Genomic DNA, 16152 nt, shown 5'->3' on the forward strand with positions numbered 1-16152 from the left:
TATCGTCCTATGCATAAGGAATCCCCCTCATTAAAAGGGGGATTCCTTATGATTGTTCTTTTAATTTCTTCAATGCTTCTGCAGCCGCTTGCTGCTCCGCTTCTTTTTTCGACTTTCCACTTCCAAGACCTAAAGGCACGCCATTTAATGTAACACGTGACACAAACTCTCGATTGTGGGCAGGCCCTTTTTCTTGTAAAATTTGATACTCAATATTGCCACTACCATCACGCTGAATCAACTCTTGTAGTTGACTCTTATAATCCATCACATGAGAAAAAGCACCTTCATTAATTTTCGGATATACAATTCCCTTTAAGAATCCCCAAACTATATCTAATCCTTGATCAAGATAAAGGGCACCAATAAACGCTTCAAAGACATCCGCTAATAAAGCTGGTCGTTCACGTCCACCTGTCATCTCTTCACCTTTTCCTAGTAAAACAAGGCTGCCAAATGACAATTCATTCGCAAAACGTACAAGAGATGGTTCACATACAACAGCTGCACGCAACTTTGTTAATTCCCCTTCGCTCATTGTCGGATATTTTTGAAACAGATACTGTGACACAGTGAGTTCCAATACAGCGTCTCCAAGAAATTCAAGACGTTCGTTATCTTCATGCGGCTTTTTTCGATGCTCATTCACATACGATGAATGCGTAAATGCTTGAATCAATAATTTTTCATCTGCAAACGTAATACCTATTTTTTGTTGAAATACTTTAAAAGCTTCACGATATTTTGTTTCGTATTTTTTTTCTCTATGTTTTCGGTACGGCATAGGTCCCTCCAGATATAAGCCGAGAAAGCCCCGCTAAAAAACGGGACTTCACTCAAACATTATAGATGACTCTCTATGTAAGTCACAGCATCGCCAACAGTAGCAATCTTTTCAGCATCTTCATCAGAAATTTCCATTTCGAATTCATCTTCTAATTGCATTACAAGTTCTACTACATCTAGGGAGTCTGCGCCTAAATCTTCTTTAAAGCTTGCAGCTGGTACTACTTCAGTTTCTTCTACTCCTAAACGATCAACGATGATTTTTGTTACACGCTCTAAAACATCTGCCATTCCATTCACCTCCCCTCAAATATTATATTAAATATTGACCAAAAAAACTAGGTAAAATCGATTCTTTTATTACATTACCATTCCGCCATCAACATTTAATGTTTGTCCTGTAATATATTTGCTTTGATCAGTAGCAAAAAATGTTACAGCATTTGCAATATCTTGCGCTTCGCCAAACTTAGTAGCAGGAATTAATTTTAACATTTCTTCTTTTATATTTTCATCTAGTACATCTGTCATATCAGTAGCAATAAACCCTGGAGCAATCGCATTTACTGTAATATTTCGGCTAGCCAACTCTTTTGCTGACGTTTTCGTTAATCCAATCACACCAGCTTTAGCCGCAACATAGTTTGCTTGGCCTGGATTCCCTGTAACACCAACAACAGAAGCGATATTAATAATACGGCCATGACGTTGACGCATCATATAACGAGATACTGCCTTCGTACATAAGAAAACACCTTTTAAGTTTGTATTAATAACTGTATCCCATTCTTCTTCTTTCATACGCATTAATAAATTATCTTTTGTCACACCTGCATTATTTACAAGAATATCAACTTGCCCAAATGTATCTACAGTTTGCTTGACCATATTTGTAACATCATCAGCATTTGCAACATCCGCTCTTACCGCAATTGCATCTGAGCCAAGTTTTTTGATTTCATCAACGACTTCATTTGCCTTCTGTTCATTACCAGCATAATTCACTACAACATTCGCGCCTTGCTTCGCTAAATCGATAGCAATCGCACGACCAATCCCACGTGATGCACCTGTTACTAGTGCTACTTTCCCTTTTAACATCCGCTTTCTCCTCTCAAACTTGAAATGGTATCTTTCAACGTCTCTTCATCATATATCGCATACACTTTTACAGAAGGATCAATTGACTTCATAAGACCAGCAAGCACTTTTCCAGGTCCGATCTCAATAAATGTATCTACCCCTTGGTTCACCATACATTCAATAGATGGGTACCATAAAACAGGCGAATAAAGCTGTTCAATTAACTTTTCTTGAATATCTGCGCCGCGTGTTATAACGTCTGCCGTCACGTTTGCAATAACCGGAATATTTGTATCTTGAATCGTAATTTCATTTAAAACACTTTGGAATTTCTCAGCAGCTGGTTTCATAAGTGATGAATGGAACGGTCCACTCACTCGAAGTGGAATCGCTCTTTTAGCACCATTTTCTTTTGCTTTTTGAGAAGCAAGTTCCACTCCTTGTTTCGTTCCAGAAATAACAATTTGCTTCGTACTATTCATGTTGGCAATTTGCACCGCGTAACCTTCACTCGTTACCTCTTCCGTAACTTGTTTCAACATATCAGGATCCGCACCTAAAATAGCTGCCATCGCACCGTCCCCGCTAGGAACAGCTTCTTCCATATATTCTCCACGTTTTCGCACAGCATATACAGCATCTTCAAACGTCAATGCTCCAGCTGCAACAAGAGCGCTATACTCACCTAAACTATGTCCTGCCACATAATCAGGCGTTATATCGTATTCTTTTAAAGCTGTTAAAATCGCAAAACTCGTTGTTAATAATGCAGGTTGCGCGTTTGTCGTTAATGTTAGTTTTTCTTGTGGCCCTTCAAAAATCACTTCTGAAAAAGCTTCCTGTAAAACTTCATCCGCCTTTTGGAACACTTTTGCAACCTCTTTATTATTATCCGCTAACTGTTTACCCATTCCAACTGCCTGTGAACCTTGGCCCGGAAAAAGAAATGCTAGTTTTCCCATTTCAAATCCTCCTCTTATTGAAGCGGCTCTTTCTCCATTACATTTGAAATTGTAGGAATTACTTCCTTCGCTACCATTTCTCTCGTTTGACGAATCGCACTAAATATCGATTGATCATTAGAAGAACCGTGAGCCTTAATGACAGGAGCCTTTAATCCAAATAAGGCCGCTCCGCCATACTCCGAATAATCCATTTTATCTTTTAATACCATAAGCTTCGGTTTTAATACCGCTGCTGCTAATTTACTTGTAAACGAACTCATCAATTGTTCTTTTAACATAGAGAATAACGCAAGGGCTGTTCCTTCTAATGATTTCAACGCTACATTCCCCGTAAAACCATCGCACACAACAACATCTGCTACTCCTTGCAATAAATCTCTTGATTCAACGTTCCCAACAAAATTAATTGGTGCATCTTTTAACATTGTAAATACTTGCTTGGAAAGCTCGTTCCCTTTACCATCCTCTGTTCCAACATTTAAAAGTCCAACACGCGGATTTTTAATACCTCTTACCTTTTCAGCGTAAACAGAACCCATTACCGCATATTGATATAAATGAACTGGTTTTGCATCGACATTTGCTCCAACATCTAACATTACAAAACCTTCTCCATCAACCGTTGGCATTGTAGGCGATAAAGCCGGTCGCTCAATCCCTTCCATTCGGCCTACAACAAACAATCCAGCCGCCATTAAAGCTCCTGTACTACCTGCCGATATACAAGCATCTGCTACTCCATCTTTTACTTGCTGTGCTGCAAGTACCATTGAAGCTTGCTTTTTCCGACGAACCGCTCTTACTGGCTCGTCTGTCGCTTCAATCTTCTCATCTGTATGAAGGATTGTAATTCGTTCTTCACTTGTTAAATACTGACGAATTTCTTCTTCTTTTCCTACTAACGTAATATGTACATCCGAATATTCCTTAATAGCTTTCTCTGCTCCTAATACTACAGCCTTCGGAGCATGGTCGCCGCCCATTGCATCTATTGCGATTTTCATAAGTTGTTACCTTCCTCACTATAATTACTAGATCGATACATTTCAAAAGTGCCTGTAAAAACAAGTTCTTCTCCAACAAAACTACGCACTTTGACAACCGTCCGTCCTTTATCATTCTCCACATCTTCAACACGTGCTTTCGCGACAACACGTTCTCCTAATTTTACAGGGCGAATATATCGAATGATAGACTTTGCAGTTAAAGCCAATTCTTCATCAATAACTGCAACAGCTAGTGAGTTTGCTTGAGCAAACAAATGATGCCCACGGGCAATTTGATTTCTTTTAAATACATGCTCTATCTTCACTTCAAAAATAGAGATTGCATGTCTATCTAATTCTATATCGATAATTTCTCCGACAACTTCTTCTAACGGTAAAGATTTCACATCTTCTTCATGTTGTTTCGTAGCTACATGTTTAATTCGCTCCCTTAATTCAGGAATAGATAACTCCATACGATCGAGGCGAACAGTCTGTATACTCACTTGAAATTGTTCTGCTAAATCTTCATCTGTTATAAAAGGATTCGTTTCTATTGTTTGTTGTAATAATTCTTGTCTTTCTTTTTTACTTCTTCTTTTTTTCATACCGCACCATCCATTTTTATGACTAGGTACTAACAGTAGTATATAATTATTAAAAGTAGAATGCAACAAAAATTTTCACACCCTACTTTTAATCGAGCTTTTCTCCTTGGAATACACCTGTTCCCTCAAGATAAATACGCAACGCAGCATACTGATCATTATGCCAAAATGCTTCTGAATCAACTAATATCGCCGCATCTTGTCTAGCTGTTTCCAATGCCCTATAATCATGTACCATGTCAGCCACCTTAAACTCTGGCAGACCACTTTGCTTACTTCCAAAGAAATCCCCAGGACCTCGTAACTCTAAATCTTTTTCTGATAATACAAATCCATCATTCGTTTCGGTCATAATTCGCATACGCTCTTTTCCAGTTTCCGATTTTGGATCTGCGATTAATAAACAATACGATTGTTCACTCCCACGCCCAACACGTCCTCGCAACTGATGAAGCTGAGATAAGCCAAATCGCTCCGCATCATAAATAACCATAACAGTCGCATTCGGTACGTTCACACCTACCTCAACTACTGTTGTCGAAACAAGAATTTGTACTTCATTTTCACTAAATTGCCCCATAACCTCTTCTTTTTCTTGAGAAGATAACCTTCCATGCATCAATCCAACTTGGAATTTCCCTTGATAATGATGCATCAACATACTATGTAAATCGATAGCATTTTGCACATCTAGTTTCTCAGACTCTTCAATAAGAGGACAAATAACATAAGCTTGTCTTCCTTTTTTCACTTCTTTTTCAACAAAGCCAAGAACGCGATCTAGCATATCGTGTTTTGCCCAATACGTTTCAATAACTTTCCGGCCCGCTGGCATCTCATCAATAATTGAAACATCCATCTCTCCAAATGCAGTAATTGCTAGCGTTCGTGGGATTGGAGTCGCTGTCATAAATAGTACATCGGGACTTTCACCTTTCTCCCGTAAGACACGACGTTGCGCAACACCAAATCGATGCTGTTCATCAGTAATAACGAGCCCAAGCCTATGAAAAATAACTTCATCTTGAATTAAAGCATGCGTCCCAACAAGAATATCTACCTCTCCTTGTTCAAGCTTCGCCAAAATTTCACGACGTCTCGCTCCTTTTACAGAACTCGTTAGCAACTCGATCTTCATATTAAAATGAGAAAACGTCTCAGCAAGTGACTGATAGTGTTGCTCAGCTAAAATTTCTGTAGGCACCATCAAAGCCCCTTGATAACATGCTAACTTAGCTGCATAAAGAGCGATTGCGGCCACAACAGTCTTTCCTGATCCTACATCCCCTTGTAATAATCGATTCATTCTATACGGAGATTCCATATCTTTCATGATTTCATTAACAACTCGGTTTTGTGCACTAGTAAGTGGGAATGGAAGGGCATCGGTAAACTCTTGTAATTCCTCCATCGAAATTTCTTTTTTCGTTCCCATTGAACTTTCTCGTTCCATTTTTCGAAGTGCTTGCATTTTAAGTTGGAATAAGAAAAACTCTTCATATACAAACCGACGACGTGCCTGTTTTAAATCCTCTTGACCGACCGGGAAATGTAATGCTCTAAGCGCATCATAGCGCGGTAATAATTTATAACGACTTAGCAATCCATCTGGTAACACTTCAACGATAGAATCCCCATACTCTTTCAATGCTTGCGCAATAAAACGACGCATTTGTTTTACCGTCAATTTTCCCTTGACCGAATATACAGGCTCTACCTCTTGCTGGCATACAACTGGTCCAAAGTGAAGCTCAGATACAGCAATCGTTTGGCGATGTTGATCCCATTTACCAGTAATCGTTACCGTTTCATCTAGCTTTAACTTCTGTTTATAATATGGTCTATTAAAACATACAGCTGTAATTAAATAACGACCAACAAGGACACGAACAGTAAGGCGTGATTTTTTCTTCCCATAATATTGCAATAAAGGTGCACTATGCACTTTCCCTTCAACTGTCACACGCTCGTCATGCTTTACTTCCGCCAAGTCTTTCATCGCATAATCTTCATAACGGTACGGAAAATGTTCTAGTAGATGAGAAACTGTATAAATTCCCATCTCATGTAATAACTCAGATGTTTCTTCTCCGATTCCCTTTACATCCGTAACAGGAACTTGTACAACTTCATTCAAAATTTTCACGCTCCGTCACATTATTTTCTTTATTTCACTTTATAGGTTACATGCTAATACTTCACCTGCAATCGAGCTCTTCTACCTTATATATTCTATCATAGGCATTCTAAAGGAAACTACTCTAACCCTTCGTATACATAGTCTATGATAGAAATACGTAAGAAAAGAGCCTCACTATAGAAGCAAGGCTCTTTTCCATCATTAATATGCTAGCCTTTTGAATAAGAACTAGAGGTACTATACACATCACTAGCTCTTGCTCATTAGCAAGTAGTCAAATCCTTAATATAAAGAGTTCTTTCTTATTCCACAGAGAAGATGAAAGAATATACAGGCTGGTTACCTTGATGCACTTCTACTTCAGCATCTTCAAATTGCTCTTCTACAAATGCAACTAACTCAGCAACCTCTTCATCCGTTGCATCTTCACCTTGTAGGATTGTTACGATTTCAGAATCTTCATCAATCATCGTTTCTAGCAATTGCTTCGCTGCACCTACTTTTTCAGCGTTTGTAGATACAATTTTTCCATCTGCAATACACATGAAATCATCTTTTTGAATTGCTACACCATCAATTTCTGTATCACGAACTGCATACGTAATTTGACCTGTTTTCACATGTGATAAAGCTTCTTTCATGTTCTCTTCGTTTTCTTCTAACGTGCCAGCTGGATTAAATGCTAACATTGCAGCCATACCTTGAGGAACAGTTTTTGAACGTACAACAACAACATCTTGATCTACAACCGATGCCGCTTGCTCTGCTGCCATCACTATATTTCCGTTATTCGGTAAAATAATGATTTTTTCAGCATTTGCCTCTTCAATCGCCTTTACGATATCCTCCGTACTTGGATTCATCGTTTGACCACCTTCGATAACCTGCGTTGCACCGATACTCTCAAATAAGTTTTTAATACCAGATCCCATCGCTACAGTGACAATACCATATGGTTGTTTCTCTTTTGGCTGACTCACCTTTTCAGGCACCAATGTTGGCGCTGGTTCATCTAATAGAGCAGTATGCTGTTCACGCATATTTTCTACTTTAATCTTAATTAGACTGCCGTAACGTTGACCATAATTCATAGGATCTCCAGGGTGTTCCGCATGAATATGAACTTTTACAACCTCATCGTCCGATACGACAAGTAATGAATCTCCGTACACACTAATATCTTCACGGAATTTTTGTTCAGAGAAATTATGTTCCTTCATTTTTTCAGGCTCTAATTTCACCATAAATTCCGTACAATATCCATATTTAATGTCTTCTGTACTCAATTGGCTTTGTACACTACGGTGATGCTCTGCACGTACCATTTCATTCATAGATGGTTGTACAGGTACCTCAGAAGAAATTGTTTCTCCTTTTAAATCAGCTAAAAAGCCTTCGTATACAACAACAAGACCTTTACCACCGCTATCTACAACGCCAACTTGTTTTAATACAGGTAATAAATCTGGCGTACGATTTAACGATGCATTCGCTTCTTTCACAACGTCTTCCATAAATAAAACAAAGTCGCGCTGTTTTTTCGCAACTGTAACTGCATATTTACCCGTTTCTCTAGCAACCGTTAAAATCGTTCCTTCAATCGGTTTCATAACTGCTTTATATGCTGTTTCTACACCAGCTTCTAAAGCTGCAGCAAAATCAACAGTTGTTAACTCTTCTTTTTGTTCAATAGATTTTGAGAAACCACGGAATAACTGAGATAAAATAACTCCCGAGTTACCACGAGCTCCCATTAATAATCCTTTTGCTAAACTTACGCCGACTTTACCAGCATGCTGTGAAGGGTTTGCTTTCACTTCACGCGCGCCTGAAGTCATTGATAAATTCATGTTTGTACCGGTATCGCCATCTGGAACTGGAAAAACGTTTAATGCATCAACAAGCTGAACATTATTTGTTAAATTATTCGCTCCTTGAATAATCATTTGTGATAAACGTTTTCCATCAATTTTTTGAATTGACACAGATTTTCCTCCTTAATGCACATTACAAGTTTATTACTTTAACTCCTTGTACGTAGATGTTTACAGAATCTACTGCTAGTCCTACAGTTTGATCTAATGTATATTTCACTTTTGTTTGAACGTTATGTGCTACCTCTGAAATTTTCGTACCATAGCTCACAATAATATACATATCAATATGTACTTCATCTTCCTCTTTACGAACAATAACACCTCTAGTGAAGTTTTCTTTTCGTAAAATATCTGTTAATCCATCTTTTAACTGATTTTTTGATGCCATACCAACGATACCGTAGCAATCTACTGCGGCACCTCCAGCAATTGTTGCAATTACATCTGTACTAATATCAATTTGACCGTACTTCGTTTTAATTTCAATTGACATCTCGTTTCCCCCTTCATAAATGGTGAAAGTGAGCTAGACTACTTTAGTTACTATCATATAATTTTTTCAAAGAAAATTCCATCGTTCTTTCTTTTCACTCTCATATTTTATGCTTATTATTACACTTTTTTATGATGAGCAAAATAGTCCATTGTTATTATACAACATGTACCACTATAATATGTCAAGTAATTTTTCTTGATTTCTACTTTTCGTCTTTGGCATATAGTGTCAAGTAATTTTTCTTGATTTCTTTTTTCTACGGTGTTGCATTCTCTTTTTAGTTGTGTTAAATTATAGTAGTGTTTTTAGCATCGCATAAAAGACTAACATTGAAAAATTACGTATGGTAAGGTATCAAGGGAGGGAAATATAAATGGCTCGTGTTTGTGCTATTACTGGAAGAAAAGCTCGTTCTGGTAACTCTCGTTCTCACGCAATGAACGCTACAAAACGTAAATGGGGCGCTAACCTTCAAAAAGTTCGCGTACGCATCGACGGTAAAGTTCAACGTGTTTACGTTTCTGCTAGAGCATTAAAATCTGGCAAAATCGAACGTGTTTAATAATAAAAAAAAGAGCCGCTAGGCTCTTTTTTTACTATACCAATGGAAAAAGCACCGGTAATAGGTGCTTTTTTTAGTCCTTTTTGAAGGTATTTAACACTGCACGAACAATTCCACCAAGAAATTTAGGTAACTTAATTGTATAAAATCTCATGGTTTCCCTCCTAATCCCCATTACTCCACTTGTTCACTATATGATGCACGGAGCAAAATTGTTTCTTCAATCAGTGCTTCTTATCACCATTAATATGCCGGAAGTAAATGAAAAAGTACCTTTTTCCGCAATGAGTTCATTACTTATACAAAGTGTTGATCCCCACTCTATTGTTTTTTCAGTAAGAGGATATTTAAAACCTCGAAGTGTAATGCCGTTTACAATTTCGGTAACCGGTACAAATGATACATATGGAAAATTTTTATTTTCTTCAATTATATATGTCCCTTCTTCTCTCACTGTTATTTCATTTTTATTATCAACAATACACATCTCTGTATGTACTTCTAGCCCTTTTAGAAGCATCTGTATATTTGCTAAACCATGATCAAGTCTTCCACCAGTAGCACCAAAAATGCGAATTAGTTCTGGCTTTTGTTCCAATGCCCAACTAATCGCAATCTCTAAATCTGTCTGGTCTTTTTCACGCGGGACAATATGTAATTCATTTGTTTGTTTTTGCATCCATGCTAATTCTTCATCTGTAACAGAGTCGTAATCACCAAATGCAACTGCCGGAGTCATGCCTCTTTGCAATAAGCGATACACACCACGATCAACCGCAGCCCATACTACGTCTTCATTTTCATATCGAGAGAAATCAGCACAATATTCAGCAGGTCCTCCAGCTAAAATATGAATAATCATCTTCTCTTTCCCTTCTATTGAAAAAGGCAATCTGCCAGTCGGTAGATTGCCTTTTTGTCGCTTTCCGTTCTAACAGGTACGAAATAAATCAATTAGAATATAAATTTGCTTATTCTTTATCCGCGAATTACACGAATTGCTTCACCGCGGTCTTTTTGATTGTATACTGCTGATCCTGCCACAAGAACATTTGCTCCTGCTTCCACACAAAGTCGGGCAGTTTCAGCATTTACACCACCATCAACTTCAATTTCTACTTGCAGGTTTCGCTCTTTCACCATTTCTGCAACTTGTTTGATTTTCGGTAATACAGAATGAATAAACTTCTGTCCACCAAATCCAGGGTTTACTGTCATAAGTAATACCATATCTATATCTTCTAATACATGTTCAATTACAGAAACAGGAGTGTGCGGATTTAATACAACTCCAGCTTTAATACCATGAGATTTAATTAACTGAATTGTACGATGTAAATGTGGACAAGCTTCTACATGAACAGTAATAATATCTGCTCCCGCTTTTGCGAAAGTCGGGATATAGTTATCAGGATTTTCAATCATTAAATGTACGTCTAACGGTAATGATGTAATTGGACGGATAGCTTCTACAATTAATGGTCCGATCGTAATATTTGGTACGAAATGTCCGTCCATTACATCGACGTGAATATAATCAGCTCCACCTTTTTCTACATCTTTAATCTCTTCCCCTAATTTCGAAAAATCTGCTGATAAAATCGATGGTGCAATTTTAATCATGACTAATACCTCGGCTTTCTCTCTCTAATTTCTTCTACGAATTGTTTGTAGCTCTTATAGCGATATTCGGTAATCTTCCCTTCTTCGACTGCAGCTTTCACCGCACATTTCGGTTCAGAAAGATGTGTACACCCTCTAAATTTACAGTATTGGCTCGCTTCTTTCAACTCCGGAAAACAATATGTAAGATCTTCTACCTCTATATCTATGAAATCAAGCGAACTAAAACCAGGTGTATCCGCAACAAGACCGCTTCCAACTGCAATTAATTCTACATGTCTTGTCGTATGCTTTCCACGTCCTAAATGCGAAGAAATATCATTTGTTTTCAATTCTAAATCTGGACGTAATACGTTTAACATTGAAGATTTTCCAACACCAGATTGGCCTGCAACGACAGAAACACAACCTTCTAAAAATGGTTTCAAAATATCAATACTTTCCGATGTATTTATAGAAGTAAACAGCACATCATAACCCATTTCACGATAATCATTTGCATAAGATTCCACTTTTTCTCGTGTTTTCTCATCTACTAAATCCATCTTACTAATACAAATAATTGGTTTAATGTTATGATATTCAATCAATACTAAAAATCGATCTAACAGCCCTGGATTAAAATCTGGTTCTACCGCAGAGAAAACAAGAATAGCTTGATCAACATTAGCAATAGGAGGCCTAACAAGTTCATTTTTTCGATCAAATACTTCTAACACATAACCTTCATTCGGATTATCCGCTTGAAAAACAACTTGATCTCCTACAAGTGGCGTAATTTTATTCTTTCTAAATACACCACGCCCGCGACATTGTGTAATCCCTTCTTCATGCTGCACATAATAAAACCCACTTAGAGCTTTTACAATTTTTCCTTCTGCCATATAATTCTCCTTTATTTTATATAAAGTGATGCTGTAATAAATAATGAATTCTTACTCATTATAAATGAAACAAACTGAACTTTTTGTAGACAGGCCATTTCCTAAACTCATCGAATACATACTCTCATACATAATCGGTTTATATATTTAATCTACCATTACGTTCAAAACTTTATTTATGTTCGCATCACTTTTATGGCTTTTTCTGTCCCGAATCATAAATTCTTGCCTGTTATACCGTCCACTCTGTAAACAGCATAACAGGCAAGAGTAACGAAGCCCATCTCCATATAAAGAGGATGGAATTCACTATTACTGAGCTGGATATGGTACTTCTTTATCAATAATTGTCATTCCATCCCGAACAATTTTATAATGTCCTTTTGTTCCTTCTTGAATCACAAATTCTAAAGATATAGTAGCTGACTCTGTAATTGTTCGAGTTTCAATTGGTTTATCCATTTTTTGTTGCATGTCTTCTTTATAGATTTCAATTGTTTGTGGTTTTTTCTCACCTATTACAGGTGCTTCATATGGAATAGAAATATTATCAACTTTTACTATTTTTGTTACTTTCGGCTTTGGCCCATCTGAAATAGTAATCGTTACTGTATCTCCTTCTTTTAACGGTGTTCCTGGTTTTGGCGATTGTGAAATCACAAGACCTTTGTCCACTACATCAGAGTATTCCCTTTTTATATTAGGAGTGAGCTTTCTTTCATTTAAATAACTATTCACGCTATTCTCTGTCCACCCAGAAAAATCACCAGGGCGAATTTGATAAGGACCTTTACTTACCCAAACTTTCACTTCTTGTTCTGCTTCTACAATCATTTGATCTGCTGCCGGTATTTGCTCTACAATTTCACCTTTTGGCTTCTCATTTTCAATATAGTTTACAGTAACATTCTTATATTTCTCTTCTAATTCAGCCTTCAAACTATCAAAATCTTTCCCGGTTAAATTACTCATCTTACTCTTCTTTTTCCCGCCTGATTGATAGATAGTAATTTTAGAATTTTCCTTTACTACTCTTCCTGCCATTGGGTTAGTTTTGATTACTTTTCCCGCTTCAACATCATCTGTATACACAATGTTAGGCTCAGTAACTTCAAATCCCTTCTCAACTAATGTATTAACCGCTGTCGTATACTTCATACCAGACACATCAGGGATTTTTACATCTTTCGGGATAAAGAATCCTGGAATGACAGTAAGCGCTAACGTTATACCAATCGCTAAAAGTAAAAATGTCGTAATTAAAACTTTCAACCATTTGTTACTCCGTTTTTTCTTCTTTTTTGGTTCCACTTCTGCTTTTTTTACTTGTCCATCCACTTTACCACCATTTAATACAATTGTTTCATCGCTTACATTTTGAAACAATTGTTCCTGTTGAATAATCGGAATCGCTTTCGTCGCTTCCATATCTTCTGGTATGTAAAATGGTTGTTCATTAATTCGTTCTGGATATAACGCCGTTTCAATATCTCTCTTCATTGCATTAGCAGATTGATATCGATGGAACGGATCTTTCGCAGTCGCCTTTAAAATAATATTCTCAACACTTTGTGGAATATTTTCATTCCATCTTTTTGGAGATGGTATTTCATTTTGTAAATGTTTTAAAGCAATTGCAACAGCAGATTCACCAGAAAACGGTTGTCTTCCCGTTAATAACTCAAACATAACAATCCCAAGTGAATAAATATCTGATTGTTTATTCGCTATACCGCCGCGCGCTTGTTCTGGTGATAAATAATGCACAGAACCGAGCACCGAATTTGTATGTGTAATCGTTGTTGCACTTGTAGCTGTCGCAATTCCAAAATCTGTTACTTTGATCACTCCATCATCTCGAATCAAAATATTGTGCGGTTTAATATCTCGATGCACAATCTCAAAATGATGGGCGTGTGCCATGGCGGACGTTAACTGCTCCATTATATCAAGAGCTTCTCCTATCGGTAACATCCCTCGATCAATTATGTATTGCTTCAATGTTCGTCCAGGTACATATTCCATTACAAGATAATATATACCATCCTCTTCCCCAACATCATACATATTCACAATATTTGGATGCGACAACGTTGTAACAGACTGCGCTTCTCGATGGAAACGTTTAATAAACTCTTCGTTATTTGAATAGTCGAGTCTTAATATTTTTACCGCTACATCTCGGCCGAGTATATCATCATGAGCTAAATATACATTGGCCATTCCTCCACCGCCAATCATTTTCAGCAGTTTATAACGGTCATTTAAGCGTTTTCCAATCAGCACGTTGCACTTCACCTACTTTCGTTTGTCGAATCCGCATAATCAATAAGAACGAGGGTGATATTATCCTCTCCACCACGATCATTTGCTAATTGAATGAGACGCTCTCCCTTCGCCTCGAGCTGTTCATTTAATTGTAAAATTTGTTGCATATCAGTAATAGAAACTTTGTTAGACAATCCATCAGAGCAAAGAAGTAATTGATCGTCTTCTTCGAGCACCAATGTTTTAACATCTAGTCCGACTTTTTCTTCTGTTCCTAATGCTCTTAACAGCACATTCTTTTTCGGGTGATATTCTGCATCTTCTTTCGAAATTTCACCGTGCCTAACAAGTTCATTTACAAGTGAGTGATCTTCCGTTACAAGCGATATCTCTCCCTCTGATACCATATAACAACGACTATCTCCTATATGACCTATCGTTACAAAACTTGGTGTACAAATCGCTACGATAACCGTCGTTCCCATGCCATTGCATTCTACATGTTGCTTGGAGTAAGCATATATGCGCTCATTAATAATTCCAACGTTAGTATGTAACCACTTTTCTACCTTTTTAGGCTCATTCATATTATGCGTTTGCTTCCAATAGTCATGGAATAATTGAATGGCCATCGAGCTAGCTACATCGCCAGCTCGATGACCTCCCATTCCATCTGCTACTACCGCTAAAATATTTCCATCTAAATTGTGAAAAACTCCTGCACTATCTTCATTATGTTGACGAACTTTTCCTTTATCTGATAGAAACACGGCTTTCATCTCGTCACCTCGTCTCTTCTTTGCGCTCCTTCGCACGCAACTGACCGCAGGCAGCATCAATATCATGACCTTGTTCACGGCGAATTGTTACATTCACTCCACGATCTTTAAGCGTCTTTTCAAATAAGAAAATTTGCTCACGTGGCGTTCGTACGTAATCACGTTCTGGAACATAGTTTACCGGAATTAAGTTTACATGACATTTTACACCTTTTAAGAGCGTAGCAAGTTCTTCTGCGTGCTCAACTTGGTCGTTTTCTCCTCCAAATAATCCATATTCAAATGTAATACGACGCCCTGTTCTATTTACATAGTATTTAATAGCTTCCATTAAATCAGGTAGCTTATAAGCACGGTTAATCGGCATTAATTTTGAACGTAACTCTGAATTTGGAGCATGCAATGAAATCGCAAAATTAATTTGTAAATCTTCTTCAGCGAACTTATAAATTTTCGGGATAATTCCACTCGTCGAAACCGTCATATGTCTCGCACCAATATGAAGTCCTTTTTCATGGTTAATGATGCGTAAAAATCCCATTAAATTATCGTAGTTATCAAATGGTTCTCCGATTCCCATAACAACAAGAGAGCTTACACGTTCTTCTGTTTCATCAAGCGCACGTTGCACTTCTACTACTTGCGCTACAATCTCTCCGGCTTCTAGGTTTCGTTTTAGCCCACCAAGTGTAGAAGCACAGAACGTACAGCCAATACGACACCCAACCTGTGTTGTTACACAAATGGAGTTTCCATATTCATGTCGCATTAATACCGTTTCAATAGAGTATCCATCATATAACTGGAATAAGAATTTAATTGTTCCATCTGAAGACGTTTGTTTTACTAATGTATTTAAAGTAGTAATATCAAAGGAATTCGACAATTTATCACGCAATCCTTTAGAAAGGTTTGACATATCCTCATAATTTTTTACACGTTTCTTATACAACCAATCAAAAATTTGTCCAGCACGGAATTTAGGTTCTCCCTGTTCCTTTAACCAATCTTGCATTTCATGAAGTTGTAAAGAGTAAATTGATGGTTTTTTCGTTTCTACATTTTTCTTTTGTTTTTTTACAGTCGTTTCCATGA

Annotated in this window: 17 protein-coding genes; 1 reads left to right on the plus strand and 16 read right to left on the minus strand. The window is 37.4% G+C overall.

Annotated features, from left to right (window positions below; genetic code table 11):
- Nucleotides 1–46: 46 nt before the first annotated feature.
- The 9 genes from rncS to DJ93_RS04795 form a co-directional block, all read right to left on the minus strand.
- Entirely contained in the window at nt 47–784 is a 738-nt protein-coding gene (gene rncS, locus DJ93_RS04755; protein WP_042979428.1) for a ribonuclease III, read from the minus strand.
- Nucleotides 785–843: 59 nt separating this feature from the next.
- Nucleotides 844–1077, minus strand: coding sequence for an acyl carrier protein (gene acpP, locus DJ93_RS04760; RefSeq protein ID WP_000786062.1), 234 nt, complete (start codon nt 1075–1077; stop codon nt 844–846).
- A gap of 69 nt (nt 1078–1146) precedes the next feature.
- Nucleotides 1147–1887 (minus strand): 3-oxoacyl-[acyl-carrier-protein] reductase, encoded by a 741-nt coding sequence (gene fabG, locus DJ93_RS04765; RefSeq protein WP_042979429.1) that lies wholly within the window; start codon nt 1885–1887, stop codon nt 1147–1149.
- Entirely contained in the window at nt 1881–2831 is a 951-nt protein-coding gene (gene fabD, locus DJ93_RS04770) for an ACP S-malonyltransferase (RefSeq protein ID WP_042979430.1), read from the minus strand. The genes fabG and fabD overlap by 7 nt, the downstream gene beginning before the upstream one ends.
- 14 nt (nt 2832–2845) lie before the next feature.
- The gene (gene plsX, locus DJ93_RS04775) at nt 2846–3838 is read right to left on the minus strand and encodes a phosphate acyltransferase PlsX (protein ID WP_042979431.1); all 993 of its coding nucleotides are present in this window, start codon (nt 3836–3838) and stop codon (nt 2846–2848) included.
- Entirely contained in the window at nt 3835–4428 is a 594-nt protein-coding gene (gene fapR, locus DJ93_RS04780; RefSeq protein ID WP_042979432.1) for a transcription factor FapR, read from the minus strand. The genes plsX and fapR overlap by 4 nt, the downstream gene beginning before the upstream one ends.
- Nucleotides 4429–4516: 88 nt before the next feature.
- Nucleotides 4517–6565 carry an ATP-dependent DNA helicase RecG gene (gene recG, locus DJ93_RS04785; RefSeq protein ID WP_042979433.1) on the minus strand — a complete coding sequence of 683 codons (2049 nt, stop codon included), beginning with the start codon at nt 6563–6565 and terminating at the stop codon, nt 4517–4519.
- Between the two features lie 305 nt (nt 6566–6870).
- Nucleotides 6871–8553 carry a DAK2 domain-containing protein gene (locus tag DJ93_RS04790; protein ID WP_042979434.1) on the minus strand — a complete coding sequence of 561 codons (1683 nt, stop codon included), beginning with the start codon at nt 8551–8553 and terminating at the stop codon, nt 6871–6873.
- A 22-nt stretch (nt 8554–8575) separates the two neighbouring features.
- On the minus strand, nt 8576–8938 hold the full coding sequence (locus tag DJ93_RS04795; RefSeq protein WP_042979435.1) for an Asp23/Gls24 family envelope stress response protein: 363 nt from the start codon (nt 8936–8938) through the stop codon (nt 8576–8578).
- Nucleotides 8939–9314: 376 nt separating this feature from the next.
- On the opposite strand from DJ93_RS04795, the gene rpmB reads away from it, so the two are divergent.
- On the plus strand, nt 9315–9503 hold the full coding sequence (rpmB, locus tag DJ93_RS04800) for a 50S ribosomal protein L28 (protein WP_000124776.1): 189 nt from the start codon (nt 9315–9317) through the stop codon (nt 9501–9503).
- A gap of 73 nt (nt 9504–9576) precedes the next feature.
- Here the strand turns inward: rpmB and spoVM are convergent, their stop codons facing one another.
- From spoVM to rlmN, 7 genes are all read right to left on the minus strand, one after another.
- Nucleotides 9577–9657: a stage V sporulation protein SpoVM gene (gene spoVM / locus DJ93_RS04805; protein WP_001213600.1), complete on the minus strand. Its 81-nt coding sequence runs from the start codon at nt 9655–9657 to the stop codon at nt 9577–9579.
- 66 nt (nt 9658–9723) lie between these two features.
- A complete protein-coding gene (locus DJ93_RS04810) occupies nt 9724–10365 on the minus strand; it encodes a thiamine diphosphokinase (protein WP_042979436.1) in 642 nt (213 codons plus the stop codon).
- A 116-nt stretch (nt 10366–10481) separates the two neighbouring features.
- Entirely contained in the window at nt 10482–11126 is a 645-nt protein-coding gene (gene rpe, locus DJ93_RS04815) for a ribulose-phosphate 3-epimerase (protein ID WP_042979437.1), read from the minus strand.
- A gap of 2 nt (nt 11127–11128) precedes the next feature.
- The gene (gene rsgA / locus DJ93_RS04820; RefSeq protein WP_042979438.1) at nt 11129–12010 is read right to left on the minus strand and encodes a ribosome small subunit-dependent GTPase A; all 882 of its coding nucleotides are present in this window, start codon (nt 12008–12010) and stop codon (nt 11129–11131) included.
- A 312-nt stretch (nt 12011–12322) separates the two neighbouring features.
- Complete coding sequence (pknB, locus tag DJ93_RS04825; RefSeq protein WP_042979439.1) at nt 12323–14296, minus strand: Stk1 family PASTA domain-containing Ser/Thr kinase; 1974 nt, start codon at nt 14294–14296, stop codon at nt 12323–12325.
- An 8-nt stretch (nt 14297–14304) separates the two neighbouring features.
- Complete coding sequence (locus tag DJ93_RS04830; protein ID WP_042979440.1) at nt 14305–15057, minus strand: Stp1/IreP family PP2C-type Ser/Thr phosphatase; 753 nt, start codon at nt 15055–15057, stop codon at nt 14305–14307.
- Between the two features lie 4 nt (nt 15058–15061).
- Nucleotides 15062–16150, minus strand: coding sequence for a dual-specificity RNA methyltransferase RlmN (gene rlmN, locus DJ93_RS04835; RefSeq protein ID WP_042979441.1), 1089 nt, complete (start codon nt 16148–16150; stop codon nt 15062–15064).
- Between the last annotated feature and the right edge of the window lie 2 nt (nt 16151–16152).

Origin of the sequence: Bacillus clarus, from assembly GCF_000746925.1 — a bacterium.
Lineage (GTDB): Bacteria > Bacillota > Bacilli > Bacillales > Bacillaceae_G > Bacillus_A > Bacillus_A clarus.

Excerpts from the sequence above, each read along its gene's own strand:
- rncS (WP_042979428.1), bottom strand. The coding sequence starts at position 784 with ATGCCGTACCGAAAACATAGAGAAAAAAAATACGAAACAAAATATCGT.
- acpP (WP_000786062.1), bottom strand. The coding sequence starts at position 1,077 with ATGGCAGATGTTTTAGAGCGTGTAACAAAAATCATCGTTGATCGTTTA.
- fabG (WP_042979429.1), bottom strand. The coding sequence starts at position 1,887 with ATGTTAAAAGGGAAAGTAGCACTAGTAACAGGTGCATCACGTGGGATT.
- fabD (WP_042979430.1), bottom strand. The coding sequence starts at position 2,831 with ATGGGAAAACTAGCATTTCTTTTTCCGGGCCAAGGTTCACAGGCAGTT.
- plsX (WP_042979431.1), bottom strand. The coding sequence starts at position 3,838 with ATGAAAATCGCAATAGATGCAATGGGCGGCGACCATGCTCCGAAGGCT.
- fapR (WP_042979432.1), bottom strand. The coding sequence starts at position 4,428 with ATGAAAAAAAGAAGAAGTAAAAAAGAAAGACAAGAATTATTACAACAA.
- DJ93_RS04795 (WP_042979435.1), bottom strand. The coding sequence starts at position 8,938 with ATGTCAATTGAAATTAAAACGAAGTACGGTCAAATTGATATTAGTACA.
- rpmB (WP_000124776.1), top strand. The coding sequence starts at position 9,315 with ATGGCTCGTGTTTGTGCTATTACTGGAAGAAAAGCTCGTTCTGGTAAC.
- spoVM (WP_001213600.1), bottom strand. The coding sequence starts at position 9,657 with ATGAGATTTTATACAATTAAGTTACCTAAATTTCTTGGTGGAATTGTT.
- DJ93_RS04810 (WP_042979436.1), bottom strand. The coding sequence starts at position 10,365 with ATGATTATTCATATTTTAGCTGGAGGACCTGCTGAATATTGTGCTGAT.
- rpe (WP_042979437.1), bottom strand. The coding sequence starts at position 11,126 with ATGATTAAAATTGCACCATCGATTTTATCAGCAGATTTTTCGAAATTA.
- rsgA (WP_042979438.1), bottom strand. The coding sequence starts at position 12,010 with ATGGCAGAAGGAAAAATTGTAAAAGCTCTAAGTGGGTTTTATTATGTG.
- DJ93_RS04830 (WP_042979440.1), bottom strand. The coding sequence starts at position 15,057 with ATGAAAGCCGTGTTTCTATCAGATAAAGGAAAAGTTCGTCAACATAAT.
- rlmN (WP_042979441.1), bottom strand. The coding sequence starts at position 16,150 with ATGGAAACGACTGTAAAAAAACAAAAGAAAAATGTAGAAACGAAAAAA.